This window comes from Paenibacillus sp. YPG26 (assembly GCF_023704175.1).
In the GTDB taxonomy this organism is placed as follows: Bacteria; Bacillota; Bacilli; order Paenibacillales; family Paenibacillaceae; genus Fontibacillus.
Window position 1 is genome coordinate 2,134,267 of sequence record NZ_CP084530.1, and the last position, 19,296, is coordinate 2,153,562.

General features: G+C 49.8%; 19 protein-coding genes. All 19 read right to left on the reverse strand.

The window, feature by feature from the left end; translation table 11 throughout:
* Positions 1-2 precede the first annotated feature (2 nt).
* The 19 genes from LDO05_RS10040 to trpD all read right to left on the reverse strand — a co-directional run bounded on the left by LDO05_RS10040 (position 3) and on the right by trpD (position 19,254).
* Positions 3-734: a hypothetical protein gene (locus tag LDO05_RS10040; RefSeq protein WP_346657645.1), complete on the reverse strand. Its 732-nt coding sequence runs from the start codon at positions 732-734 to the stop codon at positions 3-5.
* A gap of 219 nt (positions 735-953) precedes the next feature.
* Positions 954-2,375, reverse strand: coding sequence for an ATP-grasp domain-containing protein (locus LDO05_RS10045; RefSeq protein WP_251375268.1), 1,422 nt, complete (start codon positions 2,373-2,375; stop codon positions 954-956).
* Positions 2,376-2,435: 60 nt separating this feature from the next.
* Positions 2,436-3,695, reverse strand: a complete 1,260-nt coding sequence (locus tag LDO05_RS10050; RefSeq protein ID WP_251375269.1) for an ATP-grasp domain-containing protein — start codon at positions 3,693-3,695, stop codon at positions 2,436-2,438.
* A gap of 41 nt (positions 3,696-3,736) precedes the next feature.
* Positions 3,737-4,660, reverse strand: coding sequence for a DMT family transporter (locus tag LDO05_RS10055; protein ID WP_251375270.1), 924 nt, complete (start codon positions 4,658-4,660; stop codon positions 3,737-3,739).
* 65 nt (positions 4,661-4,725) lie between these two features.
* Positions 4,726-5,994 (reverse strand): MDR family MFS transporter, encoded by a 1,269-nt coding sequence (locus tag LDO05_RS10060; RefSeq protein ID WP_251375271.1) that lies wholly within the window; start codon positions 5,992-5,994, stop codon positions 4,726-4,728.
* Positions 5,995-6,008: 14 nt separating this feature from the next.
* Entirely contained in the window at positions 6,009-6,698 is a 690-nt protein-coding gene (locus tag LDO05_RS10065) for a B3/B4 domain-containing protein (RefSeq protein ID WP_251375272.1), read from the reverse strand.
* A gap of 31 nt (positions 6,699-6,729) precedes the next feature.
* Positions 6,730-7,137: a DUF6917 domain-containing protein gene (locus tag LDO05_RS10070; RefSeq protein WP_251375273.1), complete on the reverse strand. Its 408-nt coding sequence runs from the start codon at positions 7,135-7,137 to the stop codon at positions 6,730-6,732.
* Positions 7,134-8,054 carry a Gfo/Idh/MocA family protein gene (locus LDO05_RS10075; protein WP_251375274.1) on the reverse strand — a complete coding sequence of 307 codons (921 nt, stop codon included), beginning with the start codon at positions 8,052-8,054 and terminating at the stop codon, positions 7,134-7,136. Before LDO05_RS10075 ends, LDO05_RS10070 begins: the two co-directional genes overlap by 4 nt.
* A 28-nt stretch (positions 8,055-8,082) precedes the next feature.
* Positions 8,083-9,198, reverse strand: coding sequence for an Ldh family oxidoreductase (locus tag LDO05_RS10080; RefSeq protein ID WP_251375275.1), 1,116 nt, complete (start codon positions 9,196-9,198; stop codon positions 8,083-8,085).
* A gap of 2 nt (positions 9,199-9,200) precedes the next feature.
* Positions 9,201-10,517, reverse strand: coding sequence for a M20/M25/M40 family metallo-hydrolase (locus tag LDO05_RS10085; protein WP_251375276.1), 1,317 nt, complete (start codon positions 10,515-10,517; stop codon positions 9,201-9,203).
* Positions 10,514-11,392 (reverse strand): sugar phosphate isomerase/epimerase family protein, encoded by an 879-nt coding sequence (locus LDO05_RS10090; protein ID WP_251375277.1) that lies wholly within the window; start codon positions 11,390-11,392, stop codon positions 10,514-10,516. Before LDO05_RS10090 ends, LDO05_RS10085 begins: the two co-directional genes overlap by 4 nt.
* A complete protein-coding gene (locus LDO05_RS10095; RefSeq protein ID WP_251375278.1) occupies positions 11,385-12,515 on the reverse strand; it encodes a DegT/DnrJ/EryC1/StrS family aminotransferase in 1,131 nt (376 codons plus the stop codon). Before LDO05_RS10095 ends, LDO05_RS10090 begins: the two co-directional genes overlap by 8 nt.
* On the reverse strand, positions 12,512-13,645 hold the full coding sequence (locus LDO05_RS10100) for a DegT/DnrJ/EryC1/StrS family aminotransferase (protein WP_251375279.1): 1,134 nt from the start codon (positions 13,643-13,645) through the stop codon (positions 12,512-12,514). Before LDO05_RS10100 ends, LDO05_RS10095 begins: the two co-directional genes overlap by 4 nt.
* 4 nt (positions 13,646-13,649) lie before the next feature.
* Positions 13,650-14,705: a Gfo/Idh/MocA family oxidoreductase gene (locus tag LDO05_RS10105; RefSeq protein ID WP_251375280.1), complete on the reverse strand. Its 1,056-nt coding sequence runs from the start codon at positions 14,703-14,705 to the stop codon at positions 13,650-13,652.
* 23 nt (positions 14,706-14,728) lie between these two features.
* Positions 14,729-15,370, reverse strand: a complete 642-nt coding sequence (locus LDO05_RS10110; RefSeq protein ID WP_251375281.1) for a phosphoribosylanthranilate isomerase — start codon at positions 15,368-15,370, stop codon at positions 14,729-14,731.
* Between the two features lie 17 nt (positions 15,371-15,387).
* Positions 15,388-16,200 carry a tryptophan synthase subunit alpha gene (gene trpA, locus LDO05_RS10115; protein ID WP_251375282.1) on the reverse strand — a complete coding sequence of 271 codons (813 nt, stop codon included), beginning with the start codon at positions 16,198-16,200 and terminating at the stop codon, positions 15,388-15,390.
* The gene (gene trpB / locus LDO05_RS10120) at positions 16,197-17,390 is read right to left on the reverse strand and encodes a tryptophan synthase subunit beta (protein ID WP_251375283.1); all 1,194 of its coding nucleotides are present in this window, start codon (positions 17,388-17,390) and stop codon (positions 16,197-16,199) included. Before trpB ends, trpA begins: the two co-directional genes overlap by 4 nt.
* Before the next feature lie 18 nt (positions 17,391-17,408).
* The gene (gene trpC / locus LDO05_RS10125; protein WP_251375284.1) at positions 17,409-18,221 is read right to left on the reverse strand and encodes an indole-3-glycerol phosphate synthase TrpC; all 813 of its coding nucleotides are present in this window, start codon (positions 18,219-18,221) and stop codon (positions 17,409-17,411) included.
* Positions 18,205-19,254 carry an anthranilate phosphoribosyltransferase gene (gene trpD / locus LDO05_RS10130; RefSeq protein ID WP_251375285.1) on the reverse strand — a complete coding sequence of 350 codons (1,050 nt, stop codon included), beginning with the start codon at positions 19,252-19,254 and terminating at the stop codon, positions 18,205-18,207. Before trpD ends, trpC begins: the two co-directional genes overlap by 17 nt.
* Between the last annotated feature and the right edge of the window lie 42 nt (positions 19,255-19,296).

Genomic DNA, 19,296 nt, shown 5'->3' on the forward strand with positions numbered 1-19,296 from the left:
TCTCACTGTTTATAATATTTGGTCTGCTTAATTAATGAATCGATCTCCTGCATACACGGCATATTCTCGATGTCCCCAGAATCAATACTATCTAACCGTGAAATTTCAAGTAGAAGCTTATCCAGCTTCAGGATAATCTCTTCGTTCGTCTCTAGAGAATCCTGCATGAATATGAGGAAGTCATTATAGACGTGCATCTTCTCCTTAAGAAGCTCAGGCGAGAACTTAGCCCCTTTCTGGCTCATTACCCGCTCGAACTCAGACTCATCAAACACATGAAGTCTGTTCAGGATACTTCTGATATTCAGGAAAAATAACTTCTCGACTTCATTAGTTACGGAAGCGAACTTCTTGAAGCTTAGCTCCTCCTGATCAAACCTCTGAGCCAGAACGTTGAAAATCATGGCTTTCTTCTTCCTGATTCGTTCCATCTGCTCCAAGGTTAGGTTAATATCAGCCAGTAGAGGTCTGACACGGCGGAAATGACTTATAGCTTCTACATAATCATCGTGTGTCTTGATTTGTGGTACAGGAAGCGGAGCAGGCTGACTGAATAGTAAAGTATAACTCCCGTAAAACAGGCCGAGCGCACTCCCGACCAATAAAGTTACCCCTAGTGCTGTTGACAACGCGCTGCCACCGATCTCAAGCCCTATGAATCCGGGAGATAGCACGATTATATTCAGACCTATTACTCCTAGTATCAAACCTAACAGCTTTATGTACTTAGTCACGCCCAACAACTGTAACCTCCTCTGCCACTGCCAGGAATTTCAGTAAGTAGATACCTTCTAACTTACAGGAAAATTGTACCACATGTTAACAGTTTAGTGCGGATCTGTGGCGAGATTGAAATAAAATAAGAAAGAGCCCTCGAACTAACGAGAGCACAAAGACCCGGATGCATCGGTATCATTACCTTGCATCCGGGATACTGATCCATTTTTCACTTTCTAGACTTTGACCTCGGCCTTCTGACCTTCGATTTCAGTGACCCGCAGCTGGACTCCCTTACGGATATTAGAGACCGACTGTGCCAAGGCCCGCGGATGTGCACCTTCCAAATCCAAAGTGGATACAAAGCTCATAGCATTCAGATGAGGGTTACTGCTAACTAGAGTTCCGCGCGGAATTTCTGTCTCCGTACGGATAAGAACGCCATCATCCAGAAGATGATTCAGCTTCTCATAACCGGAATAGTGGTATTTGAGCGCGGGATCTAAGGGATTATCCTCCAAATAAATACGCATATTACAGCGTGCCTTACTCGAGGCTTGCAGCAAATGGTCCGGCAGATCCGGTGAACTTCCATAGAGCAGGACTTCAGCCCATATCCGGGTCATATCAAGACCGTACACATCGTTAATCTGCGGGATGATGTTCCATCCTCCGAAGCGTGCTGCTGTTTCTATGATCCCTACCTGCCTGTTCTTCATCAGCTTGACCTCTGTATGTGTCGGGCAATTCTCAAGCCCCAGGCTTTCATTGGCTTTGCGGCAAGCCTCCACTATGATGCTCTGTGCTTCGTTATCCAGAACACTCGGAACAAGATGTGAGGTCTCTGTAAATGAAGAAAGCATGGGCGTCTTATCCGTAATGGCTACAGGATGATATACTCCATTTACCATCATTCCCTCTACGGAGACATAGTCTGCATAGAGCTCATCTCCGTACCAATCCGCATTGCAGCCCTCCATGTACTTTTCTACCAGGAACAAGCATTCTTCATTGAACAGGAGTGAGTCCCCCGTGTTCTCCTGAATGTCCCGCTGAACTTCCCGGAATACTTCAACGGGGCTGCGGCTTCCATCCAGGAGGGTAACCCCGATAGAGCAGGCCAGATATGTCGGCTTGAGCACCAAGGGATAGCCAAGCTCACTGACAGCTGCAAGCATATCTCCCTCAGAATATATTGCGCGGAAATCCGGCGATGGAACCCCGGCACTACGAAATCTATCCCTCATAGTATATTTATTCCGGGCCCGGCGTGCGGCCTCCACCCCTGCTGAGCGCAATCCAAGGGCTTCGGCCGCCTTCGCAACGGACAGTACCATGTTCTCCGCCCCGCCGAATATAATGGCTTCCGCTTCGAATATTTGCGCATAGCGAATAATTTGGTCCACGATTTCATCTTCCGTTAGTGTATAAGCTTCGGCCCCCGTGAATGTCACCCACTCGGGATGGTCATATCCTCGGGAACTATGCGCGGAGCTTTCTTTTATGATTCCAGCAGCATAACGGTTAATGGAAGACATATATCTGCTTGTCACCGCGCTCGGCCGGGGAATATAAACGTACACGTTGGCGATCTTAGCCAGTGATTCCAGAGCTGGCGGAAATCCTCCCAGGTCACTGACTAGCAAAATATTTTTCATATGAGAGTCTCTCCTTCATTAAGGAATGTGATCATAGGCGAGTGAGAATTTGCAGGCGAATTATACTGATGAAGGCTCTAATGGCTTGGCCTCAATATGGAATATCTCAATCGCTTTGTGAATTGCAGCTTCAACCTCCGCTTCGCTATTTCCCCGGAACATGTATCTCCCGCTGATATGGTAATACGAGCCTTGTCCGTCCATAATTTCTCCAGGCTTTGGAATTTGCTCATGGAATATCTCCGGGATCAAGCCTTTGATGCTGGTTACGTGAACCACTTCTGCCGGAACGCAAGGAGGCTCCGGGAACTGCAGCAGGCCGCCATGAACCCCCGTCTCGGGAACCGATAATTTCTCGAAGGTCCCAAGTTCGATACGGATCCATTCTTCACACAAATTAACCCCGTATAATTCGAGTGTTAGGAAAGGGGTCTCCGCGCCTCCCATCCGTGCCCCGATCTCAAGAAATACCGCTTCCTGCCCATTTCGGTCGATGACCTCCAGATGAAAGCACCCATTACGGAGTTCAAGGGACCGCAGAACCTCTTCCGTAAAGCTCGTCATCCGGTTCCTTAAGTCCAGCCTGTCCGTCACAATAAACGAACCATTGGGCATCCCTTGAGAAAAAGCAAAGCACCCGTTCACATATTGTGATATGGCTATAAATTGCAGCTCGCCCTGCTGAATTAATCCGTCGATATGGAAGATTGGCCCCGTTACGAACTCTTCACACTGGAAGCTCGCGGCTTCGTTCGCCTTATCAATATCAGCAAGGATCTCTTCCAGCTCCGCCCGATTATGGGCTTTGCTCACTCCCTTGCTTGCAGCACCGAGCTTAGGCTTAAGTATAATTGGATAGCCGGTATCTTCAGCGAAAGATATGGCCTCCTCCGGCGTCTGATAGTCCAGAAACTTAGGAATCCGCAGGCCATCCCTCTGGAGCCTCTCTTTCATGACAATTTTATCTCGATACAAGGAGATCTTCTCTTCGGAAGTACCCGGAATGTTGAATCTCGTCCGCAATTTAGCCGCGTTAATCAGGTCAAATTCAGACATAGCAATAATCAGATCAACTTGACCATACTCTTCCACTGTAGTCTGCATTGCTGCTTCCAACGACGGGTAATCTTCGATATCAGACAGTTCATGAACACCGGCCGCCTGTTCCCTGTATTCACGAATATCCTGATGTCCTCTGGCATTGACCAGATACACTACCCGATTCAAGCTGTGATCAATGACACGGGCATAGTTAACAAACCCGCCAAGAACATAGTCCCCGAAACGGTGAATCACGACGATCACTTTGCCTTCCTTCATGTAGATACCTCCGTTAATCTGATTAGTTGGTCTTCCATTTCTCACAGACCTGATGATCGATCAGCAAGTGTCGATTGTCTTCCAGGACGGGCAGATAAAATAATTGCACCCATGACGATCACCATGCCCAGCAGATGATTCCAGCCCATCGGTTCATGCAGCAGAAGGCTTGACAGTACAAGCGAAGATACAGCTATTAGCCCAGTAAAGGATGCCGAAGTACTCGTGGGTACTGCCGAAACGCCGTAATACCAAAGCACAAAACCTATTACAGTTACGACAACAGCCAAATAGACAAGGCTAAGCCAATCCCTTGCTGCAGGAATGCTGAAATCATATATCGCTGCCTGATAGAGGCCAACCGGGAGAAACAAGACAAATCCCAAAATCGTTACATAGGTGGTTATAGCCAGGGGAGACAATGTGCTTGATAGCCTTTTTCCAATGAGCGTAAAAAGTGCCTCGCTTACAACCGCTACACTCAGCAATGCATAGCCTTGCCAGGAAAATCCTTCTGGTTCAGCGGAAGAACCGGGTGCTTCCAGCAGTCGAATGATCGCTATTCCGATGACAGCAAGAAGTACACCAGACCAGGCTCTCGCCGGGATTTTGTCTTTAAACAGGATTACTGAAAGCACGGAGATTACAAGCGGTGTGGTGCTGGTTATAATCCCCCCTTCAACTGCCGGAGCCCATTTAAGACCAATCAGCAGGCAAATATTGAATAAGAAGATCCCGGTTAACGATTGCAACAGTAGAAGAAGAACCTCTCTGCCCGTAACTCTGGGTATGCCCTCCTTGAACAGAAGAATCAAGAACAAAAGAACGGATGCCAGTCCGAATCTTAATAGAGAAGCGAGAAATACAGGAAAGACCAGCGTTACCCATTTGCCCACCACGATAGAGCTGCCTACCGTGAACATGGCAAAAGACATCGCAATGTATGCTTTGAAGCTGCTTCTCATCCTGGTTCCCGCCCCTCAATTAACGTAACGCTTTATGACTTTTAACTTCTCCCTTTTATTTGGGTTTAAGTTGAGAAACTTTCCTCATTTCTAAGATTCAAGTGAGTTAAATCTTGCTTCATGACAGCCTGCTTCTGCTTTGTAAGCCACCTGAGCAGGATAACCTGAGCCGATCCGGTAACCAAAAACAAGATTCCCAGGAGCATGAACATCATAGTCCCGTTCCAAGCTGTGTAGACTAAGCCTCCAAGAACAGGACCCAGCGCCAGCGGCAGCTGCAGATGAAGTCCGTAGATGGCAAAATAGAATCCTCTCTTGCCTTCCGGAGCTATTCCCGATACTTCATTTTGCAGCTGCGGACCAATCAGCATTTCACCTATAGAAAAGATAAATTCAATCACGAACAGAAGCGCGACATAGCGTGACCAGCCATAACCGAATGCTACCACCGCATATAAGGCGTAGGAGAGGCCGATGACCCGATAAGCCAGCATGAGCTGAGTTTTCTTGGTTACCCAGAGCTGGAGTGCGATGACCATGATTCCGTTAAATGTCATTAGAGACGCTAGAATATCCGCTGAATGCTTAAAGTGGTCAGATAAATGAAAAGGAAAAATTGAAATAATCAAGGCATAAATCATGCCGATTGGCATCGCAAGCAGCGTGATACCATAGAGCAATTTATGATCGTACCAACGTCCCGAGGTTCTTATTGCAGGCTCAGGTTGCGCTGCAGCAGGCACCCGGTTAACAGACTCTGGTACTTTCCATAATACTAACAGCAGATACCCCAGAAGAATCACCGCGTTGGTTATGAACACTAATGTGCTGTCCCATTGGAACAGAAGAAGCCCTATTACAGGCCCAAAGGCTGCCCCGACATTGGATGCGGTGTGCAGCAGCGCGAATACCTCGGTCTGCTGCTTGGGATCAACCACATCAGAGATCATGGCATTCGCAGCCGGGTTAAACAAGGCTGAACCTACTCCCATGACCGCGGTGATTACTGCAAATGCCCAAACATGATCTGCAAGAGTATATGCTCCAAGCCCTAGAATTTGAATAAGGAGCGCAATAATCATCACAGGCTTGCGTCCGAACCGGTCACTAAGACCGCCTCCGAATATACCGGTCAACATGCCTGCAAAGGGCTGAAGACCAATGACGAGCATGGCGCTCACCAGGGAACCACCCAGCTTGTCATACAAATAGATGGCTAAGAATGGCCGGATAATGAAGGTAGTCATCGCATTCAGCGCATTGCCGAATATGCGAATCCAGATCGCCAGGTCGTACCGTCTCATTATGGAAGGCTGCTTGTTACTGGCGCTCATGTAGAGCCCTCCTTTCAGCCTGCATGGATCTCTCTTAATTCACACAGGTATGCCCTGCTAATAAAATCAACTGCTGCTAACAGTGCTGCTTTCACCACTTCTTCATCCACACCAGGAACTTGACAGCCGAGCAGCCAGACCTGCCGGGTCGCATCAGTCACTTTCTGCACCTCGCTGTCTCGATAGCAGAATCTGGAGAGAGTCTTCTCTTCATCTGCAAGTACAAGCAGTCCTTCAGGCAGGGCCTCCGGCTCACTTGCCCCCAGTCCCTGAAACTCCTCGCCACCCTGGGTAAAGGTCAAATGGATATCTCCGTTTACACATTCAGCATCAAACACGCCAAGCGGAATCAGGTGCTGAAGAGCTGCCACATTCACCGCATCCACAATAGGATGAACCAGTGGAAGCCGCTCCAGCTCGTCCTTGATAAAGAAGCGCTGAATCAGATTTTGTACGGAAGGGGGATACTTCTTCGGATTCAAGCCGATCTGCTGATAAAAGCTTTGATAAGCCGCCATGGTTGGAACCGCCGCAACTTCTGATTTGCTTTTTCCCCGCCAAGCCGTGTGGATCTGCTCCCATTCCGCTTTATAGTCTGCCTCGCCTCCGGCTTCCTTGGGAGTAAGCTGCAGCTGCAGTCCGTATACCTTAACCCCATCCAGGTTTTGTGCTACCTCAGGGCTCATTTTAATTTGAGTGTACATTACCGGCCTCCTGTGTATAAATCCATTTTGTTCAGCCCTCTTCTATCCCAGAACCAAACATGATAGGGCTCTCGACTTCAAGCTTCAGATCCTCGGCAGTCCAAGTCTCCGTAGTGGAGATCAGGATATTATAATGATTCGGGAAATGGCAATCATCGAAACCGAGAACGTACCCTATCACCTGGTTATGAATGACCACGGGATCTCCGCGGCCAATTACCCCACCACACTTCATCTCAGCGAAACCGAGGAAGCCTACCCGGTTAATCAGATCCCCGGCTACACAGTCCGAGTGCGTGGTTGTGACAATCTCATGTATTTCTCCCTGCTGCACACAGCGCGTCTCGAACTCGATCAGGCGCATGCCGCGCTCCTCTTGTCTATGAAAGAGCAAGGCTGCGAATACACCTTGAACAGCCCTTTTTACCAGCAGACTCATATTCTCATGGTCTCCACTTGATAGGTATCGTGTACCAGTCTTACCGCGTCTCTGCCGTCTTCCCCGTGGCAGGCTCCCGCGGCTGCTTTGGCAGCGAAGTCAAGCAGGATCTCCTCGTACTCGTGATATAGGGAGGACTTGAATTCGGTGAAGCCTGCCAGCATATCTGCCTCAATAGTGCGGCCGCTCTTCAGATAGATGATAACATCCTTCTGCTCTCCATTCGGATAGGCCCAGTCCAAGTGTACAGACACCGGAACACCTGAAGCTGTCACGAGCTCCACGCGAGCTTCGATATCAACACCATGCTCATTACGGGAAATATCTGCGGAGACTACTTCAAGATGCCCCAGGAAAAAGGCCAGCGTATCATATACATTCGGGCCGTTATCGGCGATACATCCACCCCCGCAGCGATCGGGCTGCAGATACCATTTGTCGTCTCCGGCATGCTCTTCAATCTTCTCCAGATAACTCGCAGTAACTTTCACGATCTCATCGTCTGGCTCAATCTGCTCTAGCGCATTCACGAAGTGGATATTGTACCTTCTGTGAAAAGCCGTGAACATCGTGCGACCGGACTCGGCAGATACACGGACTAAGTCATCCGCCTCTTCCATGTTCATGGTCATCGGCTTCTCGCAGCAGACATGCTTGCCCATAAGCAGGGCATCGCGGCATATTTCATAATGCTTGTCGTTGGGCACGTTAATGATGACTGCATCAATATCATCCCGTCTCAGCATCTCTTTGTAATCCTGGTAGCAAGGGATCCCGTCTTGCTTGAACAGCTCCAGACGCTCTTCACTTAAATCACATACGGCAGTAAGTATGGGGTTGCTCAGCTTATGCTGCAAGGCGTGAACATAAAATTTGGAAATGACACCCATTCCGATAATTCCTACTCGTAGCTTCATAAATTAACCCCTCCCGATTTGGCGCTTATCACCTTGTGTGAACCTCTTCCCCAGAAGACAGCGAAGCAACATTCAGCTTAATTCCCAAACGTTCAAGCTGTTCAAATACACTTTGATCAATTGCTACTTCGTCCGCAGCCTCCCGGCCGGACGCTTCCAAGTATCCTGGATATACGACCTTTCTATCTGGGGACACCGGAGGGCAGTCCAGCAGGGTCTGCAGCATCTGATCCATATGTGAAGTGAAGTCTTGCTTTGGCCGGAAGGCATCGACCTGGATGGCGAGGAAGAAGTGCCCGATGTTCTGGTCTTCTTGACCGGATCTGTTCGGATCAGACTCAAGAAGTCCTGGATCAGGTCCGACATCAGCCCCAGACAGGATTCCGCAGAGAATATCTACGACCAGGGCCAGTCCGTAGCCTTTAGCACCCCCAGTGGCCAGGGAACCTCCGAGCATTTGCAGGTGTCCTGTTCCTTGATCATAAGCAGCCGGATCAGTTACCGGTTCGCCGTTATCATCGACAAGCCAGCCTTCCGGGATCGATTCGCCTCTGCGCTCGGCAGCCCGAATTTTACCTGTCGCCACTACTGTTGTACTCATATCAAGGACAAAAGGAGGCAGCTTCTCCGCAGGCGCGCTGACTGCAATTGGGTTGGTGCCCAGCATGTTCACCTTCCCGTTAAGCGGTCTGGCAATAGTCTGTGTTCCAAGATTGGTCATTGCCATGCCAATCATCCCTGCTTCCAAGGCTTGTCCGGTATAATATCCAGCGCTTCCAAAGTGGGAGGAATTGCGTACCACAACACATCCGATTCCAGTCTGCTTTGCCTTTTCAATAGCCAGTTCCATGGCTCTGACTCCAGCGGACAAGCCAAGCCCATGGTTGGCATCAATTACGGCTGTAGCCAGTGATTCCGCAACCACCTTCTGCTCTGCCGAAGGATCCACCCGGCCATCCAGCAGCCGTGATACATAGATTCTCTCCAGGTTAGTTACCCCGTGAGTATCGAAGCCATTCTCATCGGCATAACACAGAACATCCGCAGACATTCGGCTGCTCTCTTCATCAACACCACACGCTTTGAATACACTCGTAACGAACTCATGCAGGCGATCCTTCTTGACTTTAACTTGGTTAATCATGTCTACTGACCACTTCCAATCGATTCATATTTCATATTCCTTTTCGCTGCATAGAATACTCCCATCAAATCACGGATATCGGCCGCATAGCGCTCCAGCTCTTCAAGCGTTATATATTCTCCATCCGCATGAGCATTGTGACTGCCTAGGCCTCCGGGTCCGTACACAATGGTGTAAGCTTCCGGGCACTGGGCCCACATGGCATCACAGGTGAAAGCCTGCCCCGGGTATTCTTCTGGATTGCGGATCCAGCCAAGCCTGCCAAGCTCCTCTTCCCACTGGGGGTGCCGGTTATTTAGAACAGGAAGCCCTTGCTTCACCCAAGTCAGTTTACATATGTGATCCGCAGCTGCGGCAGTGTAACGTGCCTGTGAGAACTCACGATATTGCTGGGCAAATTCACTCAGCAAAGCTTCCAGAGCTTCTTCTACGAGTTGACGTATTTGCCGTCCGCCTTCAGTTGAATGATATGCAAAGTTCATAAGCAGACGGCCTGAACCATAAACTTTGTTATGCATGAGTCCGGTATGGATACCCGCTAGACACATCTTCCCCCCAACAGACTCAACAGGAGCAGATAGTCTGGCAAGCAAATGTGAGGAAAGATAACCAAGCAGCAGGGTTGCATTATGCCCGGATTCTGGAGCATCATCGGTGGAATCCTGACCCTGCACCTCAATTCGTGCGGTCATTGAAGTCGTGGAACTGTCGAAGAAGACACCTCCCGAGGGCTCGGCGAATACATTAAGACTGCCCAGATAGCCCCGATCTGCGAGAAGCTTGGTGCCATATACACCCATGGCCCCGCCCTCTTCCCCAGATACACATTGGAGCAGCAGCGTACACTCATCCGTCCATCCCGGATTATCCTTCAGCGCAGCCTCAATGCCTGCAAGCAGGGCAACTCCGGGTCCCTTCATGTCTACCGCTCCCCGGCCTGTGAACCGGCCTTTTCCAAAGGATACCGGTACATTTCCATCAACGGTATCCATATGGAAATTGAACATCAAGGTATCTGCGGCCGGTCTTTTAGCTCCCCACCTTAGCACAAGATTAGGCTGCGAATTCCAGAAGTCAGAGCCCATCTCAGCAGCACGTTCCCGTACGCTGAGGGGAACATATTCGTTCTCCAATATTTTGGGATCAGGCGACTGATGGTACAGCATCTCCGAACCTAGCTGTTCATAAGCGAATATGGCATACTCAGACTGAGCCTGACCAAGACAAGAAGGGAGTCCTGTCTCCATTGGTGAGATCGTATTGAGCTTAAGGAGTCTTAACAGCAGATCGGAATACTTGTCCGTAAAAAGAGAACTCATGCCTGTGTCTTCACCTTCTCTCCGCTCACCCTAATTTCTTCCAGAAGCTTCTCCAGCCTTTGACCGTAAGCAATATAGGAGTCTTGATAGCCTCTCGAATTCTGACTTTGCCGCAGGTGTGGAATCAGATGCAAATGAGGTTCAATAGACAGAATTCCATCGTAGTTGTGCTCCAGAAGCCAGATCAGGCACTCTTTTACTTTGGAATCCCCTTCCCCGGGAAGGGTATAGACTTCCTTGCCTTCCTGTAGAATCCCGTCTTTGATATGAACATGCTCTACATAAGGCCAGACCCGGGTTAAGTAATCAAAGGCATGATATCGATAGGCAATACCATTGCCAGTGTCGAACAGCAGGCGCAGGTGCGGACTGTTCACTCCCTCTATCAGCTGCAGCGCACGCTCCGGGTCTGTCCCGGCCCAGCCCGAGCAGTTCTCGTGAAGCAGAATGATGTTCGCTTCGCTGGCTAATTCCGTCAACTTGTGTATACGGTCGAATACACGCTCCCGCCACTCCGTCTCAGGTAATCCATCATTAGGGTACGACATGATCCGCACGTATTTAGCCCCAAGAAGCTGCATGCGTTCTGATATCCTTCTCAGTTCTTCCAGGTCCTGCTCGAAGTCGCTGGTAATAGGTCTCTCCCAGTTCGCGATTCGAGATGCTACAGAAGTGACTTTCAGAGAAGCGTCCGAGATTCCGCTTCGCACCTGATTGAACAGAGCGGAATCCCAGTCTCCTAAGGCCAGCCCTTTCACGCTCCGGATTTCGATCTCACTCCATCCAAGCTTATGATGGGCTTCAATCTGATCTGCAAGCTCTGGCCCGGCTTCATCACTTAGTCCCGACAGCTTGATCCCACGCAGATCAGACATGAATCTTAACCTCAGCGTAGAATTCAGTTACAGCCTTAATAACTTCCTGCACATGATCATCCGGCATTTCAGCATAGAGCGGGAGAGCCAGAGATCTGCCAGTAATGGCTTCCGCATTCGGGAAGTCCCCAGGCTTATGTCCCAGATAGGCAAAAGCTGGCTGAAGAGGCAGCGCCGAAGGGTAGTAGATCTGTGTCTCGATTCCACGTGACTGAAGGAAGTCTCGCAGTTCGTCTCTTTTCTCAGCTTGCAGCACATAAGTATAGTAGACTCTCTCTTCATGATCATGAGTAACCACTTCTACCATAGGGGCCAGGTCACCAAGGGCACCATTGTATGCCGAGGCGATATCACGACGTCGGTTCAATAGCTTGTCGTATCGCGCAAGCTTATGAGTCAGATAATCTGCGACAGTCTCATCCATCCGGTTGTTATAACCGAGCATATGATGATAGAAGCGGGTGATTCCGTCTTGTCCATGGTTGCGCAGCATCCGGCTGATTCTTCCGTATTCATCATTATCCGTTACGATCACCGCGCCATCACCAATTCCACCCAGCGGCTTGGCCGGGAAGAAAGAGTATAGACCCGCATCACCCAGCAGACCTGCCATAGTGCCGTTCTGACGTGCTCCCAAGGCTACTGCGCTGTCCTCAAGAACAATCAGATTATGCTCTCTGGCAACTTCAGTTATGGCACTCATATCCGCCATTACGGAGAAGAGGTGCGTCGGAATGACAACCTTGCTTGCCGGGGTAATTCGTCTCTTCAGATCAAGCGGGTCCATCATTCCCGTTAGCGGATCTACATCTACAAATACAGGCGTACCTCCGAGCAGCGCTATGGAACTAGCCGTTGAGATGAAGGAGAAAGCGGGAGTAAGGACCTCCACGCCTGGACCAACGCCCATGGCTTTTAGCAGAATCGTTAGGGCGGTTGTTCCATTCGCAACGGCAATAACATGCTTGGCACCTGTATATTGTCCGATCGCCTCCTCGAATCTGGTCACCCGCTCTTTAAGAATGAAGTTATCCGAGGTTCCTACGTTATAGACAATCTCCTTGATCTTCTCCCGGTCTTCCGCATACCGGTCAGGATAATTGAAGAAAGGAATCTTCATCATTCCACCTCCTTCTCATAGAAAAGACGTATTTGTCCGCATACTTCATTGACCTGCTCCTCGGTCAAGTCTGGATAAAGCGGCAGCCCAACCGCTTTTTGCGCAGCCCGTTCAGCCGCAGGCATGTCCCCGTTACGATAGTTAAGATGAGAGAAGCAAGGTTGAAGATGCAGCGGATGAGGGTAATATACCTCGGTTCCAATTCCCTGGGAATTCAGATGGGCAACCAGTCCATCCCGATCTTCGGTCTCAATAAGATATACATAATACACGGCGTTCGCAGCTTCACCAGAGCGTCTATCAATAATTGGGGTACTTACCTGTGGAATGTTGGCTAGCAATGAGTTATAGCAGGCCGCCAAATATTCACGCCGCGCGATCTCCCGTTGTAAAAATTGAAGCCTGACGAGCAGTACCGCTGCCTGAATATCATCCATTCGGCTGTTATAGCCGACGGAATGATGAATATAAGGAACCCCTTCGTCTTGTCCGTGTATTCTTAGCCTTCTGGCTTCATGGGCTATCGAATCATCATTTGTCAGAATCAAGCCGGCATCGCCGATCGCACCCAAGGTCTTAGTAGGGAAGAAAGAGATTACGCCAGCATCTCCGACCAGACCTGCATGCTGCCCTTCGTGGAACATACTGATCGCTTCTGCGCTATCCTCAAGTACAAGCAGATTGTTCTTCCGTGCAATCTGATTGATCCGTCTCATATCCGCCATATGCGTGAATAAATGAACGGGCATAATGGCTTTGGTACGAGGTGTAATTGCCTGCTCAATCTGCTCGGCATCAATCATGTAAGTTGTGGGATTAATATCACAGAAGACCGGGGTAGCTCCTACATGGGCGATACTGGAAGCCGAAGCGAAGAAGGAGTAACAGGGCACGATCACTTCATCTCCTGCACCGATTCCCGCTGCACGCAGCATGATGATTAAGGCATCGGTTGCATTTCCGACGGCAATACAGTGCTTAGCTCCGGTAAAAACCTCAAGTGTCCGCTCCAGTTCATGAACTGCTGGGCCATTAGTGAACTTCCCTTCATCCAGGATTTGATCCAATTTATCTGAAATCAGGGGCCACTGCTGCTTGAAAGATTCAGCCCCCGAGAAAAAAGCTACACTCATTCCCTCACCCCATATTGACCATATTGTAAGTCTGTCTTGCATTCACAGGCTCTGTCTCCTCTGCTAGAAGACCGCACAATTTCTTAGCCTGGCAGATTAGCGTGACCACCTTGGCATTGAAATCCAGATCACTTACCGGCTTCTCTCCAATACCTGCAAAGTACTGATAATACTCGATAAATACCGTAGGCAAAGGATCATCATGCAGAATTTGTTCATCCAGCAGACGGCCATCCCCGTCACAGATCTCCAGCCAGGCGTGACTGTCATCCTGAGCCGAAGGATAGTGACCAAAGATCACATGGCTATCAAAATTAAGTTGAATTCTCCGCTTGCGCACCGGCGTTGCCAAGTTGGAGCTTAGGCGCGAGACTACACCTTGATCCTGGTGCAGCGTCAGCTTGGCCATCCCCATATTCGGAATGACATGATCCCCGAAGAGCATATCCTTGACTTCGGATTCCTCTATGCTCGCATTCGTGCCTCCCAGCAGCAATGCCAGAGCAACCAGATGCGGGATTTCAACATCAAAGGCATTATGATGGCTGGGATTAGCCAACGTACGGGAAAGGCGTGATTTGTTCTGCTCCGCTGTCAGATATCGCAGCGGGCCAAAAATGTTTGATTTGATCAAAGCATGGATGTTCCTTGTTAAGGAGCTCGACAACCAGTTCGCGACCACCAACACTTCACACCCGTATTGATCCTGAATGCCGCGAATGACGTTCAGTTCATTTACGGATGTCGTCAAGGGCTTTTCCATTATGATCTTGCGGTATCCCTGCTTCACCACCTCAAGCAGTGAAGCGGTATGAAGTTCCGGTGGCGTGCAGATATGCACGACAGTATTCTCCGGCTCAAATCCCTTCACCTCTGAGAGGCTTGAGAATCCCGTCAGCTTGGAATGGCTCATGCCTAGGTGATCGAAATTGGGATCCACAACTCCTACTTGAGGGTTGAAAAGGCTCGTATGATTTCCCGTCTGGCAAGCTTTACGGAGACAGTGGTAATGGAGACCTTTTCCCGCTCTTCCAAATCCGACAATCAAAGATTGAAGCATGCACGAACCTCCTTTTATACGTATTAGTGCGGGTCCCCTATGGCCAATTGACAGTCCCGGACGGCCTGAACGAAATCTGTCATTTTGACCGGATCCTTCATTCCATTCGTCTCCACCCCACTGCTTACATCTACAGAGAATGGCTGTGTCAGCCTAATAGCCTGGGCTACGTTACCCGAATGGAGACCTCCGGCGAGAATGACGGGGGTACGAATACGCAGCTTCTGTACATCTTCCCAGGGGAATGTCTTCCCGGTTCCACCCGTCTCTCCTTTCACATAGGTGTCCAGCAATAATCCTCGTACTACTCCCTCATACTGATTCAGACTGTCTTCATGATCAGCACCTTCGGCACCCATATGAATCGTCTTAACAACCGGCCGGGCAACAAGGCTGCAATAATCGGGGGATTCGTCACCATGCAGCTGAATAAGATCCAACCCGCACAATTCCGCTATTTGATTAACCCGATTCAGTTCTTCATTTACAAAAACACCCGTAGTTGTGATATAAGGGGGAAGTGTGCGGATAATCTCCTTCACAAGTTCCGGATGGATCTTGCGTCTTCCCTCAGCAAAAACAAAACCTACCGCATCAGCGCCAGCCTCAATTGCTGCCCAGGCCGATTCTTTGCTTGTTAAACCGCATATTTTAACTCGAACCATTGGATTCTCCTTCTTCATTAGAGCGTGGCTGCTGCTTTTCTTGTGGCCTGCTTCAGTTGGCGGATGAATTCCCCTACATTGGTCTCGATCTCATTGGATGCCGATTGCTTGATCACATTAATTAAGGCACTTCCAACAATCGCTCCATCCGCATACTCACTGACCTCTCGAACATGCTCCTCATTGGAGATCCCGAAGCCAACCGCAAGCGGCAGCTCAGTGACCTGTCTGGCTTGGTGTATGAAATCCCGCAGCTCTGCTGGCAGTGACTTTCTCTCCCCGGTTACTCCTGTAACCGAGATACAGTACAGGAAGCCTTGTCCCTGCTCTACAACCGCTGCCTCTCTCGCTTCACTCGTTGTCGGGGCAAGGAAGAAGATGTTCTTGAGCCCTCTGGCTTCAAAAATTTGCACAAATGGCTTCGCCATTGTAGATGGCAGATCCGGGATGATGAACCCGTCTATACCAGCTTCCTTCGCGTCATCTGCCAGCTTGTCCAGTCCATAAGCGAGAAAAGAATTGCAGTATCCCATTAACACAATCGGGGTCTCTAACCCTTTATCCCGAAGTGTACTAACCATCGAGATACATGACTTAAGATTGATTCCATTCGAGACTGCGGTTAAGCTTGCCTCCTGGATGGTCGGACCATCCGCCAATGGATCAGCATAAGGCACTCCAAGTTCAATCAGGTCTGCACCGGATTCAGCAATGGTGCGGATCAGAGATTCAGATCCTTCCGCAGTCGGATATCCCACAGGTATATAAGGAATCAATGCACATTCCTCTTGCTCCCGCAGTCGGGCGAACATCTGGTCAATACGGCTCATACCAGCACCTCCGAGTTCTTAAGTTGTTCCAGAGCGGCAATCGCCTGACTCAGGTCCTTGTCCCCCCTGCCGGACAGATTAACCAGCACGAGAGCATCTTTGGGTAATTGGCTCACCAGCTTAAGCGCATAGGCCACAGCATGGGACGATTCCAACGCAGGGAGAATGCCTTCCTTCCGGCACAATTCCTCAAAGGCCAACAAGGCTTCCCGGTCATTCACAGAGGTATACTCCACTCTTCCAGTATCCTTAAGGTAACTGTGCTGAGGACCAGCTCCCGGATAATCCAGTCCCGGTGCAATACTATGTGTTTCGAGAATTTGTCCGTCCTCATCTTGAAGCATATAGGTCAGACTGCCCTGAATAATTCCATGGGTTCCCTTTAGCAAGGGTGAAGCATGCTTGCCCGAATCAAGACCTTCTCCTGCGGCCTGTACGCCAACAAGCTTCACTTCGGCATCATTCAGAAATGCGCTGAACATCCCGATCGAGTTGCTTCCACCGCCAACACAGGCAATCACATAATCCGGTAATCTGCCTTCCGCCTCCAGAATTTGTTCCCTGGCTTCTTCCCCAATCACCGACTGGAAATCCCGGACCATATTCGGGAATGGGTGGGGTCCTACGGCTGAACCGAGAAGGTAATGTGTATCTTCAACATGGGTAATCCAGTCACGTATAGCTTCGCTGATGGCATCCTTCAGCGTCTTCTGTCCGCTATGGACCAGATGAAGCTCAGCTCCAAGCAGCTGCATCCGCTGAACATTCGGTGCCTGACGTTCAGCGTCAACGGCTCCCATATAGACGACGCACTTTAGCCCAAGCAGACTGCAGGCTGTAGCAACGGCCACTCCATGCTGACCAGCCCCGGTCTCGGCCACGATACGTGTTTTGCCCATTCGTTTGGCAAGAACAGCCTGAGCCAGTGCGTTGTTAATCTTATGGGCCCCGGTATGCGTCAAGTCCTCACGCTTGAGATAGAGCTTGGCTCCTCCAAGCTCAGCGGTAATGCGGTGAAGCGCCGAGATCGGCGTAGGCCTGCCGACAAAGTTTTTTAGAAGCTGTGAGATTTCTTCCCTGAAGTCTTCCTCGTCCTTGATTCTCTCGTACTCCCCGTACAGCTCCTCCAGATTACGTATTAACGTCTCCGCCACGTACGCTCCGCCATATTGTCCGAAAAATCCTTCCATATTGATCAGCTGCCTCTCTTATCGATTAGATTGGTGTTCAGTGACTTTCAGACCGGCAAAGCCCCGGATACTCGAAGTGATATCTTCTGATTTAAGCAGTGCCTCTCCCACCAAAATGGCGTCGAACCCGCGCTGCTCAGCCTCAAGCGCATCAGCCGGAGTCTTAAGCCCGCTCTCACTTACCGTCAAAGCTCCTTCAGGTATAACGGATCTGATCTCTTCAGAACGCTTCAGGTCGACTTCAAATGTCTGCAGATCCCGATTATTCACGCCAATAATACGCGCCCCGGCTTCAACAGCATCAGCAGCATCCTCTACGGTGAAGCACTCCACCAGTGCCTGCATGCCAAGGTTATGAACCGTGCCAATCATCTCTGATAGAACTTCTTTGTCTCCAATACTGCGAACAATGAGCAGAACTGCATCGGCCCCAATCGAACGCGCCTCATAGATCTGATACGGATCAATAATGAATTCTTTATACATCACCGGCAGATCAACGCCAGGGTCGTTAGCGACCCGCTCCACCACATGCGCCCCTCCGCCAAAAAACTTCTCATCCGCCAGTACAGAGATGGCTCTTGCACCATACCGGCAGTATAAATGAGCTAGCTCGGCAGCAGGAATTTGGTTCGGGAATTCACCCTTGGACGGTGATTTCTTCTTGATTTCGGCAATCAAAGAGATTCCAGGCAGACTTAAAGCATGGTAGAAGTCTCTAACAGGTCTGGCTTCGCGAAGCTTAGCCTGGAGATCCTCGAGTGGACTTATACGCTTCTTGGCATCAATCTCGAGCCGTTTGTTAGCAATGATTTCATTCAGCATGAACATAATTTTGAGCCTCCTCATGGTTATGGGTACTGCTGTTCACAAGTTCCTGCAGCTTTGCACCAGCTTTTCCGGAAGAGATGGTCTCTTCAGCTATCCAGTAGCCCTCCCGGAGATTCTCTGCAAGGCCTGAGATCATAAGAGCGGCCCCCGCATTTACACAGGTCACCTGACGTATCGCAGAGACTTGGCGGCTCCCCTCGAACAACATGTGTAAAATATTCACATTATCGCGTACCGTTCCTCCCTTCAAATCATTGATATCAACATACTGGAGTCCAATCGACTGCGGCTCCCACAAAGTCCTGCTGACCGTCTGTCCCTTAATTTCATAGAGCACCGTTGGTGCAGAAAGACTGATCTCATCCATCCCGTCCATTCCTAGTGCGACTAGGGCATGTTCAGTTCCAATCGAGGAGAGTATCTCGGCATACAGAGGCGCAAGCGCTGCACTGGATACACCCATTAGACGCCTGGTTGGCTGGATCGGATTGCCTAGAGGTCCCATAAGATTAAAGATTGTCCGGAACCCGAGACTTCGTCTCAGACTAGACCAGGAGCTGATCAAAGGATGGAACTTGGGCGTGAATAGGAATACAAAGCCATGCTCCTGCAGCCAGCTGTCCGCCTCTTTGCTGGATAACTCAATACAAATGCCGGCTCCTTCAAGAAGATCCGCACTTCCACAAGAACTGCTGGAGGAACGGTTACCGCACTTTGCCACCTTCGCTCCAGCTGCACTTACGGTTAAGGCGGCTGCGGTCGATATGTTAAAAGACCCAAGCATGTCTCCCCCTGTACCGCAGATATCCACTACATCTCCAGCGCGTTCAACTGGAATCATTTGAGACCACATCGCCCTCAAATACCCAAGCAGCTCCTCCTTTTCAGTCCCTTTACCCTCGGCAATACTGAGGAAAGCCGCAACCTGCGAAGGTTCCGCTGTTCCGGACAGAATATGATTCATGCAGAGTTCTGCCTCCTCCCTGGAGAGGGACTGTTGGCTGAGCATCTTCTTCAAGGCTCCTTTCAACAACTACATACACCTCCTATGGAATGGGTAAGCCATATGCATCAA